The 19,455-nt window shown below is 71.4% G+C and carries 21 protein-coding genes; 10 read left to right on the top strand and 11 right to left on the bottom strand.

All coding sequences use genetic code 11. The features are described 5' to 3' along the window. Window positions 1-58 precede the first annotated feature (58 nt). Window positions 59-1,366: a DUF6986 family protein gene (locus tag ACZ6BB_RS24190; protein ID WP_471617243.1), complete on the bottom strand. Its 1,308-nt coding sequence runs from the start codon at window positions 1,364-1,366 to the stop codon at window positions 59-61. A gap of 191 nt (window positions 1,367-1,557) precedes the next feature. Here ACZ6BB_RS24190 and ACZ6BB_RS24185 point away from each other — a divergent pair, with 191 nt between their 5' ends. Beyond that, on the top strand, window positions 1,558-2,463 hold the full coding sequence (locus ACZ6BB_RS24185; protein ID WP_471617242.1) for an endonuclease/exonuclease/phosphatase family protein: 906 nt from the start codon (window positions 1,558-1,560) through the stop codon (window positions 2,461-2,463). A 52-nt stretch (window positions 2,464-2,515) separates the two neighbouring features. On the opposite strand, the gene ACZ6BB_RS24180 is transcribed toward ACZ6BB_RS24185, so the two are convergent. The 4 genes from ACZ6BB_RS24180 to ACZ6BB_RS24165 all read right to left on the bottom strand — a co-directional run bounded on the left by ACZ6BB_RS24180 (window position 2,516) and on the right by ACZ6BB_RS24165 (window position 5,663). Then, window positions 2,516-3,478, bottom strand: a complete 963-nt coding sequence (locus ACZ6BB_RS24180; RefSeq protein WP_471617241.1) for an electron transfer flavoprotein subunit alpha/FixB family protein — start codon at window positions 3,476-3,478, stop codon at window positions 2,516-2,518. Between the two features lie 90 nt (window positions 3,479-3,568). Next, entirely contained in the window at window positions 3,569-4,354 is a 786-nt protein-coding gene (locus ACZ6BB_RS24175) for an electron transfer flavoprotein subunit beta/FixA family protein (protein WP_471617240.1), read from the bottom strand. Window positions 4,355-4,558: 204 nt separating this feature from the next. Then, a complete protein-coding gene (locus tag ACZ6BB_RS24170) occupies window positions 4,559-5,068 on the bottom strand; it encodes a flavin reductase family protein (RefSeq protein WP_471617239.1) in 510 nt (169 codons plus the stop codon). Between the two features lie 181 nt (window positions 5,069-5,249). Further along, the gene (locus ACZ6BB_RS24165; protein ID WP_471617238.1) at window positions 5,250-5,663 is read right to left on the bottom strand and encodes a thioredoxin family protein; all 414 of its coding nucleotides are present in this window, start codon (window positions 5,661-5,663) and stop codon (window positions 5,250-5,252) included. 75 nt (window positions 5,664-5,738) lie between these two features. Here ACZ6BB_RS24165 and ACZ6BB_RS24160 point away from each other — a divergent pair, with 75 nt between their 5' ends. Next, the gene (locus ACZ6BB_RS24160) at window positions 5,739-6,155 is read left to right on the top strand and encodes a DUF4395 domain-containing protein (RefSeq protein WP_471617237.1); all 417 of its coding nucleotides are present in this window, start codon (window positions 5,739-5,741) and stop codon (window positions 6,153-6,155) included. Window positions 6,156-6,340: 185 nt separating this feature from the next. Then, window positions 6,341-7,069: a lysophospholipid acyltransferase family protein gene (locus tag ACZ6BB_RS24155; protein ID WP_045561734.1), complete on the top strand. Its 729-nt coding sequence runs from the start codon at window positions 6,341-6,343 to the stop codon at window positions 7,067-7,069. 7 nt (window positions 7,070-7,076) lie between these two features. Here the strand turns inward: ACZ6BB_RS24155 and ACZ6BB_RS24150 are convergent, their stop codons facing one another. From ACZ6BB_RS24150 to ACZ6BB_RS24135, 4 genes are all read right to left on the bottom strand, one after another. Continuing rightward, window positions 7,077-7,670 (bottom strand): transglutaminase domain-containing protein, encoded by a 594-nt coding sequence (locus tag ACZ6BB_RS24150; protein ID WP_471617236.1) that lies wholly within the window; start codon window positions 7,668-7,670, stop codon window positions 7,077-7,079. A gap of 82 nt (window positions 7,671-7,752) precedes the next feature. Further along, a complete protein-coding gene (locus ACZ6BB_RS24145; RefSeq protein ID WP_471617235.1) occupies window positions 7,753-8,823 on the bottom strand; it encodes a threonine aldolase family protein in 1,071 nt (356 codons plus the stop codon). Continuing rightward, a complete protein-coding gene (locus ACZ6BB_RS24140; RefSeq protein ID WP_471617348.1) occupies window positions 8,820-9,572 on the bottom strand; it encodes an SDR family NAD(P)-dependent oxidoreductase in 753 nt (250 codons plus the stop codon). Before ACZ6BB_RS24140 ends, ACZ6BB_RS24145 begins: the two co-directional genes overlap by 4 nt. 47 nt (window positions 9,573-9,619) lie before the next feature. Then, on the bottom strand, window positions 9,620-11,017 hold the full coding sequence (locus tag ACZ6BB_RS24135; RefSeq protein ID WP_471617234.1) for a DUF6421 family protein: 1,398 nt from the start codon (window positions 11,015-11,017) through the stop codon (window positions 9,620-9,622). Between the two features lie 414 nt (window positions 11,018-11,431). Between ACZ6BB_RS24135 and ACZ6BB_RS24130 the strand changes: the two genes are divergently transcribed. Next, entirely contained in the window at window positions 11,432-12,115 is a 684-nt protein-coding gene (locus ACZ6BB_RS24130) for a glycerophosphodiester phosphodiesterase (protein ID WP_471617233.1), read from the top strand. 3 nt (window positions 12,116-12,118) lie between these two features. Here ACZ6BB_RS24130 and ACZ6BB_RS24125 read toward each other — a convergent pair whose 3' ends face one another. Continuing rightward, window positions 12,119-12,658 (bottom strand): GNAT family N-acetyltransferase, encoded by a 540-nt coding sequence (locus tag ACZ6BB_RS24125; RefSeq protein ID WP_471617347.1) that lies wholly within the window; start codon window positions 12,656-12,658, stop codon window positions 12,119-12,121. Window positions 12,659-12,800: 142 nt separating this feature from the next. Here ACZ6BB_RS24125 and ACZ6BB_RS24120 point away from each other — a divergent pair, with 142 nt between their 5' ends. The 6 genes from ACZ6BB_RS24120 to ACZ6BB_RS24095 all read left to right on the top strand — a co-directional run bounded on the left by ACZ6BB_RS24120 (window position 12,801) and on the right by ACZ6BB_RS24095 (window position 17,499). Next, window positions 12,801-13,193, top strand: coding sequence for a VOC family protein (locus ACZ6BB_RS24120; protein WP_471617232.1), 393 nt, complete (start codon window positions 12,801-12,803; stop codon window positions 13,191-13,193). A gap of 81 nt (window positions 13,194-13,274) precedes the next feature. Further along, a complete protein-coding gene (locus ACZ6BB_RS24115; protein WP_471617231.1) occupies window positions 13,275-14,039 on the top strand; it encodes a VOC family protein in 765 nt (254 codons plus the stop codon). Between the two features lie 275 nt (window positions 14,040-14,314). Continuing rightward, on the top strand, window positions 14,315-14,869 hold the full coding sequence (locus tag ACZ6BB_RS24110; RefSeq protein WP_471617346.1) for a DUF5134 domain-containing protein: 555 nt from the start codon (window positions 14,315-14,317) through the stop codon (window positions 14,867-14,869). A gap of 139 nt (window positions 14,870-15,008) precedes the next feature. Further along, a complete protein-coding gene (locus tag ACZ6BB_RS24105) occupies window positions 15,009-15,950 on the top strand; it encodes a M56 family metallopeptidase (RefSeq protein ID WP_471617230.1) in 942 nt (313 codons plus the stop codon). 134 nt (window positions 15,951-16,084) lie between these two features. Further along, on the top strand, window positions 16,085-16,768 hold the full coding sequence (locus ACZ6BB_RS24100; protein ID WP_471617229.1) for a phosphatase PAP2 family protein: 684 nt from the start codon (window positions 16,085-16,087) through the stop codon (window positions 16,766-16,768). Window positions 16,769-16,800: 32 nt separating this feature from the next. Next, window positions 16,801-17,499 (top strand): HAD family hydrolase, encoded by a 699-nt coding sequence (locus ACZ6BB_RS24095; RefSeq protein ID WP_471617228.1) that lies wholly within the window; start codon window positions 16,801-16,803, stop codon window positions 17,497-17,499. 295 nt (window positions 17,500-17,794) lie between these two features. Here the strand turns inward: ACZ6BB_RS24095 and ACZ6BB_RS24090 are convergent, their stop codons facing one another. After that, complete coding sequence (locus ACZ6BB_RS24090; RefSeq protein WP_471617227.1) at window positions 17,795-19,303, bottom strand: LVIVD repeat-containing protein; 1,509 nt, start codon at window positions 19,301-19,303, stop codon at window positions 17,795-17,797. Between the last annotated feature and the right edge of the window lie 152 nt (window positions 19,304-19,455).

Raw genomic sequence — 19,455 nt, 5'->3', positions numbered from 1 at the left:
TCGGACCGGCGCCAACGGCTGTCACAGGACCGCTACTTGTCCGCCGGCCGCCCCACCCCTACCGGCCGGACGAGACCGTCAGATCGGCCCGTCGGGGCGCCGCGAAGCCCTCCAGGTCGGCGCGCGCCAGACCGGTCGCCCCGGACACCTCGTCGAGGTCGAGGGCGCCGCAGTCCAGTCCCCGCAGCAGGTAGCCGCTGAGGGCCTTGGCGGTCGCGGGCTCGTCCATCACGTCGCCGCCGGCCCGGTGGGCGTACCGGGCGAGGCGGGCGGCGGCCTGCGCGTAGCCCTCGCGGTAGAAGGCGAAGACGGCCGCGTAGCGGGTGGGGAGGTGGCCGGGGTGCATGTCCCAGCCCTGGTAGTACGCGCGGGCCAGGGCGCGGCGGGTGAGTCCGTAGTGCAGGCGCCAGGCGTCGTGGACCTGCTCGGTGGGGCCGACCGGCAGGACGTTGGTGGAGCCGTCGCAGACGCGTACGCCGGTGCCGGCGGCCGCGACCTGCATGACCGCCTTGGCGTGGTCGGCGGCGGGGTGGTCGCTGGCCTGGTGGGCGGCGGAGACGCCGAGGCAGGCGCTGTAGTCGAAGGTGCCGTAGTGCAGGCCCGTGGCCCGGCCCTCGGCGGCGTCGATCATCCGGGCGACGGTGGCGGTGCCGTCGGCGGCGAGGACGGCCTGGCTGGTCTCGATCTGGATCTCGAAGCCGATCCGGCCGGGCTCCAGGCCGCGCGCCTTCTCGAAGGCTTCGAGCAGGCGGACCATGGCGGTGACCTGCTCGGCGTACGTCACCTTGGGCAGGGTGAGGACCAGCCCGTCGGGCAGGCCCCCGGCCGCCAGCAGTCCGGTGAGGAAGATGTCGAGGGTGCGGATGCCCCGGTCGCGCACCGGCGCTTCCATGCACTTCATGCGGATGCCCATGTACGGGGCGGCCGTGCCCTCGGCGTACGCCCGCGCGACGAGCCGGGCGGCGCGGGCGGCGGCCTCGTCCTCCTCGGCGTCCGGGCGCGGTCCGTAGCCGTCCTCGAAGTCGACGCGCAGGTCCTCCACCGGCTCGCGCTCCAGCTTGGCGCGGACGCGGTCGTACACGGGCTGCGCGAGGTCGTCGCCGAGGCCGAGGACGGCGGCGAAGGAGGCGGCGTCGGGGGCGTGCTCGTCGAGGGCGGCGAGGGCCCGGCCACCCCAGTCGCGGAGGGTGCCGGCGGCGAAGACGTCACCGGGTACGTAGACGGTGTGCACGGGCTGGCGGGTGCCCGGGTCGCCCGGGTAGCGGCGCTCCAGCTCCGCGTCGACGGGGGCGAGGGAGGCGCTGATCTCCTCGCTGACGGCGCCCGCGAGACTCGTCGCCACGTTCTCCTGCCGGCCCTGCCCCATTCCAAACCCTCCATTTTCCGCACTGCGGAATCAGAAATCCGTATACCGAAGCTAACGGTCGATCTTCACCCCGGTCAACAGCGTCTCGACGTGTGATTCCCCATGTCGTCCCCCTGGTCACTGCCGACGCGGCCGCTTCTTCCGTATTCATCGGGCAAGGTTCATCCTGACCCCAAGGGGAGGAGATCGCGTTGCCGAAAGAGGTCGGAGTGACGCGCCGCCAAGGACTCAGGTCCGCGGCGGCCGCCGCCATCGCCGTACCGCTGCTGACCACAGCGGGCTCGTCACTGCCGGCGTCCGCCGGCGAGTACGCGGGCGCCCTGAACGTCATGACGTTCAACGTGCGCTTCGCGACCGTCGTCGACAGGACGCCGCGCTGGACCGTGCGCCGCCCGGTGATGCGGGAGCTGCTGCGCCGCGAGCGACCGCACGTCATCGGCACCCAGGAGGGGCTCTACCAGCAGCTGCGCACGATCGAGAAGGATCTCGGCGGCCACTACGACTGGATCGGCACCGGACGAGGGGGTGGCAGCAAGGACGAGTTCATGGCGATCTTCTACGACACCCGCAGACTCGACCCGATCGAGTTCGACCACTTCTGGCTGTCCGACACCCCGTACACGATCGCCTCCAACACCTGGGGCGCGGACTGGCTGCGCATGGTGACCTGGGTGAAGTTCGCCGATCTCGCGGACGGGGGGCGGGAGTTCTACGTCCTCAACACCCATCTGGACAGCGTCAGCCAGTACGCCCGGGAGCGTTCCGCGAAGCTGGTCGGCGAGACGATCGCCGGATGGGACCGCTCGGCCCCGGTGGTCGTCACCGGCGACTTCAACGCGGCCGCTCACCGCAACCGGGTGTACGACCTGATGCTGGGCAACGGACTCGTGGACGCCTGGGACGCGGCGGCCTCACGCAGTCCGGCGTACGGGACCTACCACGGCTACCGGGCGCTCGAGCCCGACGGCCGCCGCATCGACTGGATCCTGACCTCGCCGGGGGTGACCACGCACTGGGCCGCGATGAACACCTTCTCCGTCGACGGGCTGTACCCGAGCGACCATCTGCCGGTGCAGGCCTCACTGACCTTGGGATGAGCCGAGGCCCCCGTGACCGTGTCTGCGGTCGCGGGGGCCTCGGCCGACGGGATCAGCCCTTGCGGGTGTTGATCTCCTCGGTGAGCTGGGGGACGACGTCGAACAGGTCGCCGACGACGCCGTAGTCGACGAGGTCGAAGATGGGGGCCTCGGCGTCCTTGTTGACGGCGACGATGGTCTTCGAGGTCTGCATGCCGGCGCGGTGCTGGATGGCGCCGGAGATGCCGTTGGCGATGTACAGCTGCGGGGAGACGGACTTGCCGGTCTGGCCGACCTGGTTGGTGTGGGGGTACCAGCCGGCGTCCACGGCGGCGCGGGAGGCGCCCACGGCCGCGCCGAGGGAGTCGGCGAGGGCCTCGATGAGCGCGAAGTTCTCGGTGCCGTTGACGCCGCGGCCGCCGGAGACGACGATCGCGGCCTCGGTCAGCTCCGGACGCCCGGTCGACTCGCGCGGGGTGCGGCCGGTGACCTTGGTGCCGGTGGCCAGCGCCCCGAAGGTGACCGCGAGGGCCTCGACGCTGCCGGCGGCCGGAGCGGCCTCGACGGCGGCGGAGTTCGGCTTGACGGTGATGACCGGGGTGCCCTTGGCGACCCGGGACTTGGTGGTGAAGGAGGCGGCGAACACCGACTGCGTGGCCACCGGGCCCTCGTCGCCGGCTTCGAGGTCGACGGCGTCGGTGATGATGCCGGAGCCGATGCGCAGCGCCAGACGGGCGGCGATCTCCTTGCCCTCGGCGGAGGAGGGCACGAGGACGGCGGCCGGGGAGACGGCCTCGTAGGCGGCCTGCAGCGCGTCGACCTTGGGGACGACGAGGTAGTCGGCGTACTCGGCGGCGTCGTGGATGAGGACCTTGACCGCGCCGTGCTCGGCGAGGGCGGCGGCGGTGTCGGCGGCACCGGCACCGAGGGCGACGGCGACGGGCTCGCCGATGCGGCGGGCCAGGGTCAGCAGCTCCAGGGTGGGCTTGCGGACGGCACCGTCCACGTGGTCGACGTAGACGAGAACTTCAGCCATGGGATTGCTCTCCTGCGGATTGCGAAGGCGTGAGGGAAGGGGCGGGGCGGGCCTCGGCCGGGCCGGGGACCCGGGGCGGAGCCGCGGGGGCTAGATGAACTTCTGGCCCGCGAGGAACTCGGCGAGCTGCTTGCCGCCCTCGCCCTCGTCCTTGACGATCGTGCCGGCGGTGCGCGCCGGGCGGGCGGCCGCGGAGTCCACAGCCGTCCAGGCACCCTCCAGACCGACTTCCTCGGCCTCGATGTCGAGGTCGGACAGGTCCCAGGACTGAACCGGCTTCTTCTTCGCCGCCATGATGCCCTTGAAGGAGGGGTAACGCGCCTCGCCCGACTGGTCGGTGACGGAGACGACGGCCGGCAGGGACGCCTGCAGCTGCTCGCTCGCGGCGTCGCCGTCCCGGCGCCCCGTGACCGTGCCGTCCTCGACAGAGATCTCGGACAGCAACGTGACCTGCGGGACACCCAGACGCTCGGCCAGCAGCGCCGGGACGACACCCATCGTGCCGTCGGTGGAGGCCATGCCGGAGATCACCAGGTCGTAGCCGGCCTTCTCGATCGCCTTCGCCAGCACCAGCGAGGTGCCGAGGGCGTCGGTGCCGTGCAGGTCGTCGTCCTCGACGTGGATCGCCTTGTCCGCACCCATCGACAGCGCCTTGCGCAGCGCGTCCTTGGCGTCCTCCGGACCCACGGTCAGCACGGTGATCTCGGCGTCGTCGGCCTCGTCGGCGATCTGCAGCGCCTGCTCCACCGCGTACTCGTCCAGCTCGGAGAGCAGACCGTCCACGTCGTCACGGTCGACGGTCAGGTCATCGGCGAAGTGCCGGTCGCCAGTGGCGTCGGGCACGTACTTCACAGTGACAACGATCCTCAAGCTCACGCCGGCTCTCCTACTGCATCGTCATTTCTGGGCTGCCTTCTGCAAGGCAGCATAGGCGCCTGAAGCGGCCGATCCCGATCGGGGCGACCTGCGCTCCGAACAGAATATTACTCACCAGTACGACGCCTACGCTCCCGCATGTCGTGCCCGCTAAGCAAGCGCTTTGAACTGTGAGTTAGGCAACCCTGCGTAATCGCGCGGGGATCAGTCCCGCAGACCGCCGAAGCGGCCCTGGTGGTACAGCAGCGGCCGGCCGGCGCCCGACGGATCACCCACGACCACCTCGGCGAGGACGATCCGGTGATCGCCCGCCGGGACCCGCGCCACCACCCGGCAGACCAGCCAGGCGAGCACGTCGTCGAGGACGGGAACTCCCTCCGGGCCGCTACGCCATCCGGTGGGCGCGCCGAAGCGGTCGGCGCCGCTGCGGGCGAAGGTGGCGGCCAGCTCCCGCTGGTGCTCCCCGAGTATGTGCACGCCGACATGGGCCGCCTCGGAGATCACCGGCCAGCTGGAGGCTCCGGTGCCGATGCCGAACGAGAGCAGCGGAGGCTCGGCGGAGACCGAGGTGAGCGAGGTGGCGGTGAAGCCGACCGGACCGCCGCCGCCCTGAGCGGTGATCACGGCGACGCCCGCGGCGTGCCGACGGAAGACGGAGCGCAGGAGGTCGGGGGAGGCAAGGCGGGGCGAACGGAGGCCGGAGGTGGCCGTCATGGAGTTGTCCTTCTGCCGGGGTCGACGGGATCGCGCGGGGCTGCTCACGGTCCCGGACAGCGCGAACTGGCCGTGCGGACCAGGTCCACGTGCACGCGCGCGAAGAGAAGGAGTTCTCGGGGCATTCGGCCAGGCTGACGACGGATGGGGCCTACCGTCAAGTGCGTCCCGGTGTGCGGCTTCACACGGCCTCACCGAGCGCGGCGATCACATCGGCCCTGCGCGGCTGGCCGCTCGCCCTGCGCACGATCCGGCCGTCCGCGTCGAGGACGAGGACGGTCGGCGTCTTGAGGATGTCCAGCCGGCGTACGAGATCGAGGTGTTCCTCCGCGTCGATCTCCACATGAGCGACGCCGGGGACCATGGTGGCCACCTCGGCGAGCACCCTGCGGGTCGCCCGGCAGGGGGCGCAGAAGGCGCTGGAGAACTGGACGAGTGTGGCCCGTTCGCCGAGCCCCTCCCCCAACTCCGCCGCGTCGAGCCGCTTGTCGCCGTCCCGCCCGCGCACTCTCACCCTCCCGCTCCGCCGCCGATGCAGCACTCCGTAGGCGCTCGCCAGCGCGAGCACCAGCCCACACACCACAAGTCCGGTCACAGCGTGCTTCAGCGTTCACGAGACTGCAAAGATTCCCGGCTCCCCGCGGAGATTGGCCTGAGGAATGCTTGACGCATGGACATCGATGTGAGGGGACCGCGCTTCGGGGCGGCCGTGACGACCGTGGTACTGGCGGTCGTGCTGATCACCGGGAACGCCTGGCTGCTGGCGTGGCAGACGCTCGCCTTCGCGCTGGGCGCGGCGGGCGGGGTGGGGCGTTCGCCGTACGGCTGGGTGTTCCGCACGCTGCTGCGGCCGCGGATCGGTGCGCCGACGCAGTTCGAGGCGCCGCAGCCGCCGCGGTTCGCGCAGGCGGTCGGGCTGGTCTTCGCGGCGGTGGGTCTGATCGGTCTCACGGTGGGGCCCGCGTGGCTGGGACTGGCGGCGACCGGCGCGGCGCTCGCGGCGGCCTTCCTCAACGCGGTGTTCGGATACTGCCTGGGGTGCGAGATGTATCTGCTCGTCCGACGGGTGACGGTACGCGCGGGGTGAAGACCGGGTGTGCGCCCGATGGTCGATCATGCGTCCGACGTGACGAGAATCTCGCGTCGGGCGAGCGCCAAGACTGGCTACTCGTGCGTTCTTGGGGCACGATCTGCGGGATGCCGTAAACCTACGGCTGCGTAACTTCCCGCCGGGAGACCCCGTCCAGGCAGAGAGAAGGGTCCACTCCGCCCATGGCAGAGCTTGTCTACCGCCCCGCGATCGGTCTCGCCCAAACCCTGTTCAAGGTCTGGGACCTGAAGATCGACCTCAAGGGCACGGAGAACATTCCGCGCTCGGGCGGCGCGGTGCTGGTGAGCAATCACATCGGCTACCTGGACTTCATCTTCGACGGCCTGGCGGCACTGCCACAGAAGCGTCTGGTGCGTTTCATGGCCAAGGAGTCGGTGTTCCGGCACAAGGTCTCCGGTCCGCTGATGCGCAACATGCGGCACATCCCGGTGGACCGCAAGCAGGGCGAGGCGGCCTACGCGCACGCCCTGGACTCGCTGCGTTCCGGTGAGATCATCGGCGTCTTCCCCGAGGCCACCATCTCGCAGTCGTTCACGCTGAAGAGCTTCAAGTCGGGCGCCGCCCGGCTGGCCCAGGAGGCGGGCGTCCCGCTGATCCCGATGGCCGTCTGGGGCACCCAGCGGCTGTGGACCAAGGGGCACCCGCGCAACTTCAAGCGCAGCCACATCCCGATCACCATCCGGGTCGGCGAGGCGATAGAGGCATCCAAGGACAAGTACGCGGGCGCCATCACCCGCCAACTCCGCGAGCGTGTGCAGGAGTTGCTGGAGGCCGCCCAGCGCGCCTACCCCGTCCGCCCCAAGGGCCCGGACGACACCTGGTGGATGCCGGCCCACCTCGGCGGCACGGCCCCGACCCCGGAGCAGGTCCGCGAGGCCGAGGCCCGCTGACCCGCGGTCACAGCGCCTCGGGGAGCGTCGCCCACAGCCGTGCCCGGTCGGGGGCGGCCCGCAGGGCGCGGAGCACGGCCGGATGCGGGGCGGCGTAGAGCGTCGGGTGGTCCGACTCGCCCGCCCCGGCGTCCGGGAGGAAGGCCAGGCGCTCCCCGTCGAGCGAGAACCGAGCGTCCACGCCGGGCTTGTTGCCCCGGGGGTCCTGGCGGTGCCAGGCGCCGTGGAAGCGCACGGCGACCAGGCCGTGGATCACGTGCCCGTCGCCGTCGTCGTGCGCCAGCCGCTGGTAGCAGAGGGCGGTGGGGATGTCCTCGGCGCGCAACAGCGCGGCCAGGGCATGGGCTTTGGCGTAGCAGATCCCGGTGCGCTGTTCGAGGACGTCGGACGCGCGCCAGGTGACGCGCGGATCGCCGGCGTCCTGGGAGTGCGTAATGGCGTCGCGGACGAAGTCGAACGCCGCCCTCGCATAGCCATACGAGTCCTCCACGCCCTTGGCGAGCTGCGCGGCCGTCCGTCGTACGCCGGGACGGTGGTGGTCGATCGCCTCGTCGGCGGCCAGATAGGCGGACAGGTCCGGGTTCTGCTGGATCAGTTCCATGCCCGTGGAGCATAGGAAAACGATCACCCGAGAGTCAATGACTTTTCGGGTGACCGTATATGTATGCAGACCTCGGCGGGCCTCAGCGAGCCATCTCCTCCTTGAGCGCCGCCACGAACCGGTCCACGTCCTCCTCGGTGGTGTCGTAGGAGCACATCCAGCGGACGTCACCCGCGGCCTCGTCCCAGAAGTAGAAGCGGAAGCGCTTGTGCAGGCGTTCGCTCACGTCGTGGGGGAGCCGGGCGAAGACGGCGTTGACCTGCACCGGGTACAGGATCTCGACCCCGTGGACGGCGCGGACGCCCTCGGCCAGCCGCTGGGCCATCTCGTTGGCGTGACGGGCGTTGCGCAGCCAGAGGTCCTTCGCCAGCAGGGCCTCCAACTGCACCGACACGAAACGCATCTTGGAGGCGAGCTGCATGGACAGCTTGCGCAGATGCTTCATGTGGCGGACGGCGTCCTGGTTGATCACGACGACCGCCTCGCCGAACATCGCGCCGTTCTTGGTGCCGCCCAGCGAGAGCAGGTCGACGCCGGCCGCGTTGGTGAAAGTCCGCATCGGCACGTCCAGGGCTGCCGCGGCGTTGGCTATCCGGGAGCCGTCCAGGTGCACCTTCATCCCGTGCGCGTGGGCGTGCTCGCAGATCGCGCGGATCTCCTCGGGCGTGTAGAGGGTACCGAGTTCGGTGCTCTGGGTGATCGAGACGACCTGCGGCATCGCCCGGTGCTCGTCGTCCCAGCCGTACGCCTGCCGGTCGATCAGCTCGGGGGTGAGCTTGCCGTCGGGCGTGGGCACGGTGAGGAGCTTCAGGCCCCCGACCCGTTCCGGCGCCCCGCACTCGTCGACGTTGATGTGCGCGCTCTCGGCGCAGATCACCGCGCCCCAGCGGTCGGTGACCGCCTGGAGCGCGACGACGTTGGCCCCGGTGCCGTTGAAGACCGGAAACGCCTCGGCGGTGGCACCGAAGTGGCTGCGGACGATCCGCTGGAGATTCTCGGTGTACTCGTCCTCGCCGTACGCGACCTGGTGTCCGCCGTTGGCCAGGGCCAGGGCGGCGAGCACCTCGGGGTGGACCCCCGCGTAGTTGTCACTGGCGAAGCCGCGGATCTCAGGGTCGTGATGGCGCCGGGCGTCGGTCTTCGGAGGGTTCACGGCTTGTCGGTCAGCCACAGACGGTTTCCGTTCACTTCGGCGGCGGACTTCTCCCAGACGCCGGCGATGGCGTCGGCCAGCTCCTTGACGTCGGTGAAGCCCGCGAACTTCGCGTTGGGGCGGTCGGCGCGCATCGCGTCGTGCACCAGCGCCTTCACCACCAGGATCGCAGCCGCCGAGGTCGGCCCGTCCGGACCTCCCGCCTTGCGGAAGAAGTCGGCCGTGGCCAGCGTCCACGCCTCGGCGGCGGCCTTGGCGGCGGCGTAGGCGGCGTTGCCCGCCGTGGGCTTGCTGGCGCCGGCCGCGCTGATCAGGACGTACCGGCCGCGCTCGCTGCGCTGGAGGGCCTCGTGGAAGGCGAGGGAGGTGTGCTGCACCGTGCGGATCAGCAGCATCTCCAGGAAGTCCCAGTCGTCGAGGCTGGTCCGGGTGAAGGTCTCGCTGCCGCGCCAGCCGCCGACGAGGTGGACGAGGCCGTCCACCCGCCCGAAGTCCTTCTCGATGCGGTTGGCCCAGTCACGGGTCGACTGGAGGTCCAGCAGGTCGACCGTGTCGCCGACGACGGTGGCGCCGCCGTGCGCGTAGCGGGCCGCGTCGACGGCCTCGGAGAGCCGTTCGGGGTCGTTGTCGGAGCCGACGACGATCGCGCCCGCGTCGGCCAGCCGCAGCAGGGCCGCCCGGCCGGCGGGTCCGCCCGCGCCGGCCACCGCGATCACCGCGCCACTCAGTGCACCGTTGCCGTTCTGCATGGTCCTCGCCTCCTGAGCGGCGTCCGAGACGCCCGCGGGTCCGGCGCTCACGCGGCGATCCGCTCGGCGTTCGCCGCGGTGATGCCCTTGGTGGAGGCGATCACGGACTTCAGCTTCTTGGCGAGCGCCTCATAGAACATGCTGAGCGGAAACTCGTCCGGAAGCACGTCGTCGACGAGTTTCCGCGGCGGCTGCGTCAGATCCAGGGCGTCGGGACCCTTGGCCCAGCGGGAGCCGGGGTGCGGGGCGAGGTACTCGGCGACCAGCTCGTACCCGGCGAACCAGTGGACGAGCTTCGGGCGGTCGATGCCGTCCCGGTAGAGCTGCTCGATGTCGGCGCAGAGCTGGTTGGTGACCTGCGGGGCGCGCTGCCAGTCGATGTGCAGCTTGTTGTCGGTCCAGCGGACGACGTCGTGCTTGTGCAGGTAGGCGAAGAGCAGCTGGCCGCCGAGTCCGTCGTAGTTGCGGACTCGCTCGCCGGTGACCGGGAAGCGGAACATGCGGTCGAAGAGCACGGCGTACTGCACGTCACGGGCCTGCGGGACGCCGTCGGCCTCCAGCTTCACGGCCTCCTTGAAGGCGGTGAGGTCGCAGCGCAGCTCCTCGAGGCCGTACATCCAGAACGGCTGGCGCTGCTTGATCATGAAGGGGTCGAAGGGCAGGTCGCCGTGGCTGTGGGTGCGGTCGTGGACCATGTCCCACAGGACGAATGCCTCCTCGCAGCGCTTCTGGTCGTGGACCATCGCGGCGACGTCCTCGGGCAGTTCGAGGCCGAGGATGTCGACGGCGGCGTCGGTGACCCGGCGGAAGCGGGCGGCCTCGCGGTCGCAGAAGATGCCGCCCCAGGAGAAGCGGGCCGGGGCCTCGCGCACGGCGATGGTCTCCGGGAAGAGGACGGCCGAGTTGGTGTCGTAACCGGCGGTGAAGTCCTCGAAGGTGATGCCGCAGAACAGCGGGTTGTCGTAGCGGGTGCGCTCCAGCTCGGCCAGCCACTGGGGCCACACCATGCGCAGCACGACCGCTTCGAGATTGCGGTCGGGATTGCCGTTCTGCGTGTACATCGGGAACACCACGAGGTGCTGGAGGCCGTCCGCGCGGTTGGCGGCGGGCTGGAAGGCCAGCAGCGAGTCCAGGAAGTCGGGGACCCCGAAGCCGTCGTCGGCCCAGCGCCGCAGGTCCTTGACGAGCGCCTCGTGGTAGGCGGCGTCGTGCGGCAGCAGCGGCGACAGCGCCTCGACGGCCCCGACGACCTCCCGGACCGCCTGCTCGGCGTCGCCGGCGGCGGGGGCGTCCCCGGCGCCGAAGTCGATCGAGCCGTCCTTGGACTGCCAGGGCCGGATGCGCTCCACGGCATCCTTGAGCACGGGCCAGGCCGGGTGCTCCACCACCCTACCGACCGAAGGAACAACGCCCTCCGCAGCCGTCTGCGCAAGAATTTCCGTCATGACCCATCCTTCACGGGAGAACCTTTCGTAGTGACACCGTACGTAGCGAGGGTTCCTCACCGCAAGACCGATCTTGCGTGATCCAGCCGGAAATCTTCCCGCCACTCCCTGCGCCTAACCGCTGAATCTCCTGTCACACGAGTCATGGATCACAGTTCGTGCGTCACGCTCTCCGAGCGGAGGCACCCAGGGTCAACACGCGCCGGACTCGCCCACTCAGGGATGACCCGCTCGGCGCGGCACAGCTGCCGAAACGGTCCTCTTCCGGGGCGTGACACGGGGTGACACGCCCCGGAAGGGCTCGTGCACATGCGGATGCATCGCACGGCGGGAGGACTACGCTGCGCCCCAGCCGCGTGCCGCCCCTCCCCCGGTCACGCGGGCCGAGCCGCCGTCGACGGAAGCGAGTCAACCTTGAACTTCCTCACCATCGGTCACCGCGGAGTCATGGGTGTCGAACCCGAGAACACCCTCCGTTCCTTCGTGGCCGCCGATCGCGCGGGCCTCGACGTCATCGAACTCGATCTGCATCTGAGCAAGGACGGCGCGCTCGTCGTCATGCACGACGCGGACGTGGACCGGACGACGGACGGCACGGGCCCGATCGCCGACAAGACCCTCGCCGAACTGCGCGCCCTCGACGCGGGCCGCGGCGAGCGCGTCCCCACCTTCGAGGAGGTACTGGACGCGGTGCGGGCACCGCTGCAGGCCGAGATCAAGGACACGGCGGCGGCCCGCGCCCTCGCCGAGGTCATGCACCGCCGCGACCTGGTGGGGCGGGTCGAGGTGCTGTCCTTCCACGACGAGGCGGTCGCCGAGATCGCCCGCCTCGTGCCCGGCGTGCGCACCGCGCTGGTCGCCAGCCGCTACGGCCCCGACGTGGTGGACCGGGCGCTGGCGGTGGGCGCCGCCACGCTCGTGCTGAACATCCGGCGGCTGACCCTGGAGGTCGTCGAGAAGGCCCGCAAGGCGAACCTGCGGATCATCGGCTGGGTGGTGAACACGCAGGACCACCTGCGGCTGGTCCGCGCGCTCCAGCTGGACGGGGCGACGACCGACTACCCGGACATCAAACGCACCGGCCGCTTCACGGCCTGACGCTCATCCGAGCGGCTTGACCAGCAGCTCGAACTGCAGGTCCGTGCGCAGCGGCACACCGAACCGCTCGTCGCCGTACGGGAACGGGGTCATGCGTCCCGTACGGCGGTAGCCGCGCCGCTCGTACCAGGCGATGAGGTCGTTCCGTACGGAGATCACGGTCATGTGCATCTCCCGGGCGCCCCAGGTCTCGCGGGCGATGCGCTCGGCCTCGGCGATGATCACCTTGCCGAGGCCGCCGCCCTGGAGGGCCGGGCTCACCGCGAACATCCCGAAGTAGGCGTGCGAGCCGCGGTGTTCGACCTGACAGCAGGCGACGACCGTGCCGTCCCGCTCCACGGTGAGCAGCCGGCTGTCGGGCGACTTGATGACCTGCAGCACGCCCTCGGGGTCGGTGCGCTGCCCGTCGAGGATGTCCGCCTCCGTGGTCCACCCGGCCCGGCTGGAGTCCCCCCGGTACGCCGACTCGATCAGAGCGACGAGGGCGTCCACGTCGCCGTCGGTGGCGTCACGGAAGGTCAGACCGGTGGCGGTGGCGTCCATGAGCTGCTCCTGGCGGATGTCTGCGGACTCGAACACGCACGAGGGTAACGGCAGGCGGTCCCCGCCAGGGGCGCGGGGAAGGGTGCGGGAAGCGGCCCCCGCCCGTACCCGTGCGTGCCGCCGGACACCTACCCTCGATCGCATGATCCACGTACTCAGCAGCCGCACCCTCCTGCGCCCCACCGACCCCGAGCGGTCCCGCGCGTTCTACGGCGAACAGCTCGGCCTCCCCGTGTACCGCGAGTTCGGTACGGGCGACCACCGGGGCGTCGTGTACTTCCTCGGCGGCGGTTTCCTGGAGGTCGCGGGCCGCTCCGAGACCCCGCCCTCGCCCGCGGTGAAACTGTGGCTGCAGGTGGCGGACGTGACCGCGGCGCACGAGGAGCTGCTGGCGGCGGGGGTGGAGGTGCGGCGGCCGCCGGTGAAGGAGCCCTGGGGCCTGATCGAGATGTGGATCGCCGACCCGGACGGCACCGAGATCGTGCTGGTGGAGATCCCGGCGGACCATCCGCTGCGCTACCGGCCGGGCATCTGACGCTCCGCACAGCGGTGGCCGGGCCCGGGGGGCGGGCATAGCGTGCTGGCAGGGGCCCGGGATCGTTGCGGGAGGAACGCCATGAAGCTCGACGAGCCCGTCATCGGCGGGCCTTGCTGGACCGAGCTGGGGACCAGCGACCTGGACGCGGCGAAACGGTTCTACACCGAGCTGTTCGGCTGGCGTCCACGCACCGATCCGCGCCAGGAGGCCGGCGGCTACAGCGTCGCGCACCTCGGTGACGCGGCGGTGGCCGCCCTCGCCCCGCTGTACCAGGAGTCGCAGCCGGTGGCATGGAACGTGTCGTTCGCCGTGAGCGACGCGGACGCGGCGGTCGGGGCCGTGCGGGCGGCGGGCGGGACCGTGGTGCTGGAGCCGATGGACGTCTTCGACATCGGGCGGTTCGCGGTGGTCTACGACCCGGGAGGCGCCGCCTTCCAACTGTGGCAGGCGCGCTCCTTCCCAGGTGCCGGGCTGTTCAACGCGCCCGGCGCACTCGGCTGGGTCGAGCTGCTGACCCGTGCGCCGGAGCGGGCCAGGTCCTTCTACACGACGGTGTTCGGCTGGAGCGTGAGCGTCGGCGGGCACTACACGCAGTGGGGCCTCGACGGCGCCGACTTCGGCGGCATGGTCACGATGGACGACAAGTTCCCGCCAGAGATCCCCTCGCACTGGCTGCCGTACTTCGCGGTGGAGGACGTCGACGACACGGCCCGCATCGCCGTCGAGGCGGGCGGCACCCTGCTCATGGAGCCCACGACCGTGCCGGAGGGACCGCGCATCGCGGTCCTGCGGGACCCCCAGGGCGCCGCCTTCGGGGTGTACCCGGCCGGCGCCGAAGGCTGACCGAAGAGTGCCGGGCGGGCGGCGGGCCCGGCTCGGCGCTCCCGCTGGTGCGGCGACCCGCCCGGCAGCGCGCGGAGTTCGCGGCGGCCGCTGCGGCGGTCGGGGCCCGTGCGGCGCGTCGCCCGGAGGCCGTGACCACGGGTGCCGCACCCCCACGCGCTCCCCCGCGTACACCCTTGCGCTCGTATGCGCGCCACCGCGTCCGGGCATGCCCTGACCGACTGTCCGACCTCGCTCTCAGCGCTGACCGACGTCGTCGAACGGGGAGGTGCGTGGTGCACGGACCGGTGTCGTCCGGCTGGCTGCTGGTCGCGCTGTGCGCGGTGACCGGTGGGTACTGTCTGCTGCGGATGCGCAGTGCCGTGGAGGAGCAGCGTCTGGCCGCGGGGGGCGAGGCGTTGATGGGGTTCGGCATGGCCGTGATGGCCGTGCCCGCCGCGGCCGTCGCACCGCCGCGCTGGGCCTGGCTGGCCTATGCGGTCGTGTTCGGCACGGCGGCGGTGCGCGCACTGTGGTCGGCTCGTACGAGCGCGCACCATCTCCACCATCTGGTGGGCGCGCTGGCGATGGTCCACATGGCCGCGGCGATGGCCGCCGGACCGGGCGGGGGTCACGGCGGCGCGGGTCTGCCCCTGGTGACCGGGGTGCTGCTGGCGTACTTCGCCGGCTACGTCCTGTGGGCAGGGCTCCGGCTCCTGCCCGTCCCGGTGGCGGCGGGCGCACGGGGCGCGGCTTCGGGGGCGACGGGCTGGGGCGACCGGCCGGAACTGGCCCGGGCCTGCCGACTGTCCATGGGCATCGGGATGTTCGCGATGCTGCTGACGGTCTGAACGAGGTCGACGGCCCGCGCCGCCGGCCGCGGCGGGCAACCGGTTCGTCCGGTCGTGGGCCGTGTCCGGCCGTGGGCTGCGTCACTTCGGCGGCGCCGCCCGTGTCGCCGCGCACCGGGCCGCTCATAGGCTGCGCCTCATGATGGTCCCCGCGGCGTTGTTGCTGCTCGGCGCCCTGACCGCCGTCGTCGCCCCGCGGCTGCTGGCCCGCGCCGACTGGCCGGACCGTGAACCGGTGGTCGCCCTGTGGGTGTGGCAGTGCGTGGTGGCGGCCGTGCTGCTGTGCTGCGTGCTGTCGATGGCCCTGAGCGCGGCGGCCGCCTGGGCCGCGGTGCGCGGGCCGGTGTTCGCGCCCGCGCCGGACGCGGTCGTGGAGGCGTACGCGCTGGGCGGCGGGGGTTCCTGGGCCGTGGCCACGGCCGTGGCGCTCGCCTGCGGAGGGCTGTGGACCGGGGCGATGCTGGCCCGTGAGATCGTCCGGGCCCGGCGGCAGCGGCAGCGGCGCCATGCCGAACTGCGCCTGCGCGCCCCGCTGTTGCCCGGCGAGGAGCCGGACGGCGACCGGCTCGTGGTGGTGGAGGGCGAGCGGCCGGACGCCTGGTGGCTGCCCGGTCCCGCGCCCCGACTGGTCATCACCACGGCCGCGTTGCGCCGGCTGGAGGAACGGCAGGTGGACGCGGTGGTGGCCCATGAGCAGGGGCACGCGCGGGCGCGGCACCACTGGCTGCTGCACTGTTCGGCGGCGCTCGCGGACGGTTTCCCGCGGGTGCCGGTGTTCGCGGCGTTCCGGGACGAGATGCACCGGCTGGTCGAACTCGCCGCCGACGACACCGCCTCCCGCCGCCACGGCCGTCTCACCATCGCCCTCGCGCTCGTCGGCCTCAACGAGGACCGGGGCGTGTTCGGGCCCTGCCCGACCCCGGAGGACCATGTGCCGCAGCGGGTCGACCGGTTGCTCGCACCCCCGCGGCGCCTCAGCCCGGCACGGCGGCTGCGGCTGACCGCGTACGCCGCCCTGGTGCCGGCCGTGCCGGTCCTGGTGGCTTTCGTTCCCGCTTTGCGGGCACTCGGTAGGTCGTGACATGGCAAAGAGGGGATAAAGAGCAGCCCAAGGACAACGTGCGACGCGACGGCTTTGCTCCGGACGCGCCGCGTGACAGTGATCTCACGCCCCGGCGTTGGCCTGAGACCCCACGAGTCGGTCAGGATCGCTGTATGCACACCCCCACCGTCGACGCGCCGCCCCACCGGCCGCCGGCCACCCGCACCGTCCGCGCCGCCGTGGCCTTCGCGGCCCCGTCCGTCCTGCTGCTGGTCCTGGTCGCGATCTCCTGGGCGCCGCTCATGTCGCTGGACGGGAGCATCGCGGACACCACCCATGGCTGGGCCGTCGCCGATCCCGGTCTCACCCACGCCTTCCGCATCCTCACGGACTGGGTCTGGGACCCGGTGACGATGCGTCTGCTGGCCGCGGCCGCCGCGGGCTGGCTGGTGTGGCGCCACCGGGAGTGGTGGCTCGCCCTCTGGCTGGGCGTCACCTGCGCGGTGGGGACGGCGGTGCAGCAGGGGCTGAAGGCGGCGGTCGGGCGGGAGCGGCCGGCGTGGCCCGACCCCGTGGACTCCGCCCACTACGCGGCGTACCCGTCGGGCCACGCCATGACGGCCACGGTCGTCCTCGGGCTGCTGGTGTGGCTCCTGCACCGGTACGGCGCCGGCCAGGTCGTCGTGCGGACCGCCCTGGCGGTGGCCGTCGTCTCCGTCCTCGGGGTCGGCCTGACCCGGATCTGGCTGGGCGTGCACTGGGCGTCGGACGTACTGGGGGGCTGGCTGCTGGGCGGACTGACGATCGCGCTGGCGGTGCTGACCTACGAGAAGTGGCGTTCCCCGGGGCGTACTTGACCTGCCGGAGGCGGGCGCGAAAGATCGACGGCATGACGGTCGAAGGGGTGCTGTTCGACTTCTCCGGAACCCTCTTCCGGGTGGAGTCCACCGAGTCCTGGTTCCGTGCGGTCCTGAGGGACGCCGGTCTCGTCCTGCCCGAGCCGGAGTCGCTCCGGGTGGCCGAGGCCCTGGAACGGGCCGGCGCGCTGCCCGGCGGGGCGTGTCCGCAGGAGCCGCCGACGGGCGCGTCGGGTGAGCTGTGGGCGACGCGGGACCGCAGCTCCGACCGGCACCGGGCCGCCTATACGGCTCTCTCCCGCCGGGTGAGCCTGCCCGACCCCGCACTCCACGACGCGCTCTACGACCGCCATATGACGCCGTCGGCGTGGAGCCCCTACCCGGACGCCGCCGAGGTGCTCGCCGCCCTGCGGGATCGCGGGGTGGCCGTCGGGGTGGTGAGCAACATCGGCTGGGATCTGCGGCCCGTCTTCCGGGCGCACGGCCTCGACGCGTACGTCGGCGTGTACGCGCTGTCGTACGAGCACGGCATCCAGAAGCCGGATCCGCGGCTGTTCGCCCTCGCCTGCGAGGCACTGGGCGTCGACGCGCGCAGGACGCTGATGGTCGGCGACGACCGGCGTGCCGACGGCGGAGCGGCGGCTCTGGGGTGCGCGGTGCACTTCGTCGACCATCTGCCCGCCGCCGAACGGCCCGACGGGCTGCGGCCGGTGCTGGATCTGGTGGGCTGAGACGCCGTCGGACCCTGTCGCCGGGCTGTCGGGCCGTTCACTGCTCGGCCGTCGACCACCGCCGGTCGTCCGTCCGTCCCGGACCGTCCCCCGTGCGGCCCGGGACGAACGACGGCCGCCGACGGCACGCCGGGCCTCCACCCGGAGGCGCCGAGTACAGTTCGCCGGCGGTGGGCCGACGCGGGAGTTGCGGGACCCGCGCTGCACCCCGGTCGGCCGGACCCGTCGCACGCACGGTCCCGCCGGACCCCGAAGGGCCCGGCGGGACGGGTGACGCGGATCCCGCTCGATACCTCTAGTCGAGGTCGAAGTAGTCCGGCTGCGTCTGCACGTTGAGCTCGGACATGCCGACCTGCTGGGCAGGGTTCGTCCGCGGGTCGTCGAGCTTCAGGACGTCGAAGCCCTTCACCAGGTCGTTCGAGTAGATGTAACCGTTGTAGTAGTACGCCGACCAGGAGCCGCCGCCCACCAGGGTGCTGGTGGAGATCGGGCCGCGCTCGAAGTAGGCGATCTCCTCGGGCTTGGTGGAGTCGGTGAAGTCCCAGACGGAGACACCGCCCTGGTACCACGCCTGGACCATGATGTCCTTGCCCTCGACCGGGATCAGCGAGCCGTTGTGGGCGACGCAGTTCTCGGTGTCCGCCTGGTGGCGGGGGATCTTGTAGTAGCTCTTGAAGACCAGCTTGCGCTTGTCGCCCTTGCCGGTGATCTCGTAGATGCCGTCGGCACCGCGGTTCGGCCCGATGGCCGCGTTGCAGGTGGCCGCGCCACCGCCGCCCAGCTCGTCGGTGAAGACGACCTTGTCGGCGTCCTGGTTGAAGGTGGCCGAGTGCCAGAACGCGAAGTTCACGTTGTCCTGGACGCGGTCGATGACCTCCGGCTTCTTCGGGTTCTTGATGGAGAACAGGATGCCGTCACCCATGCACGCGCCGGCCGCCAGATCCTTCGACGGCAGCACCGTGATGTCGTGGCAGCCGGTGGTCTTGGAGACACCGGGGTTCGTGGGCGAACCGGGGTTGCCGCCGCCGTCCGGGCCCTCACCGGGGAACAGGACCGGGAAGCCCACGACCTTCGCCCGCTCCGGGTGCTTGCGGGACACCTTGATGACCGAGATGCCGTCGTGCGGAGGCTTGCAGTCGGGGAACATGGCACTCGGCGAGTACGAGGAGACGTAGACGTAGACGTTCTTGCCGTCCGGCACCAGCGTGTGGGTGTGCGAGCCGCAGGCGGTCTCGACGGCGGCGACGTACTTCGGGTGTGCCTTGTCGCTGATGTCGAAGATCTTCATGCCCTCCCACGACGACTTCTCGGTCGCGGGCTGCGTGGTGCTGTTGCAGGAGTTGTCGCTGCGCGAGGAGTCGGTGGACAGGAACAGCAGGTCGCCGGAGACCGAGATGTCGTTCTGCGAGCCCGGGCAGAGCACCTGGGCGACGGTCCTGGGCGCCTTCGGGTCGCTGATGTCGAAGATCCGGAAGCCGTCGTAGTTGCCGGCGAAGGCGTACTTGCCCTGGAAGGCGAGGTCCGAGTTGGTGCCCGGCAGCGCCTCCTTGGGGATGTTGGTCAGGTGCTGCATGTTGGCGGAGTGGACGATCTCGTCCTGGCCGGGTATCTCGCCGGCGGCTATCGCCGCCCGCGCCTCGGCGGCGTCGCTCTTGGAGACCTTCTCCCGAACGGCGGGCGCGTCCCCGGGGTCAGGAGTCGCGGCCGCCGGTCCGGCGGTGAGCAAGGCGGCCAGGAGACCGGCCGCCGTCGCGGCGACCCCCAGACGTCTGCGCCGCGTCCGAAGGTTGTTCAACAGGGTCACTGTGTCCTCCCGTGTAGCCGTTCGCGGTGGAACGGTTCAGGCTCCTCCGAAGTATCGTCTTCATCATGCACAGATCAACAGGCGGCAATGTACTTGTAACGAACAAATTTGATCACCGATCAGTGAAAGCGTGTTAGGAAAGTTCGTCAACA

This window comes from Streptomyces sp. NPDC041108 (assembly GCF_055592645.1).
Note: the sequence above shows the minus strand (reverse complement) of the source record. Positions and strands in the feature narration are given on the sequence as shown.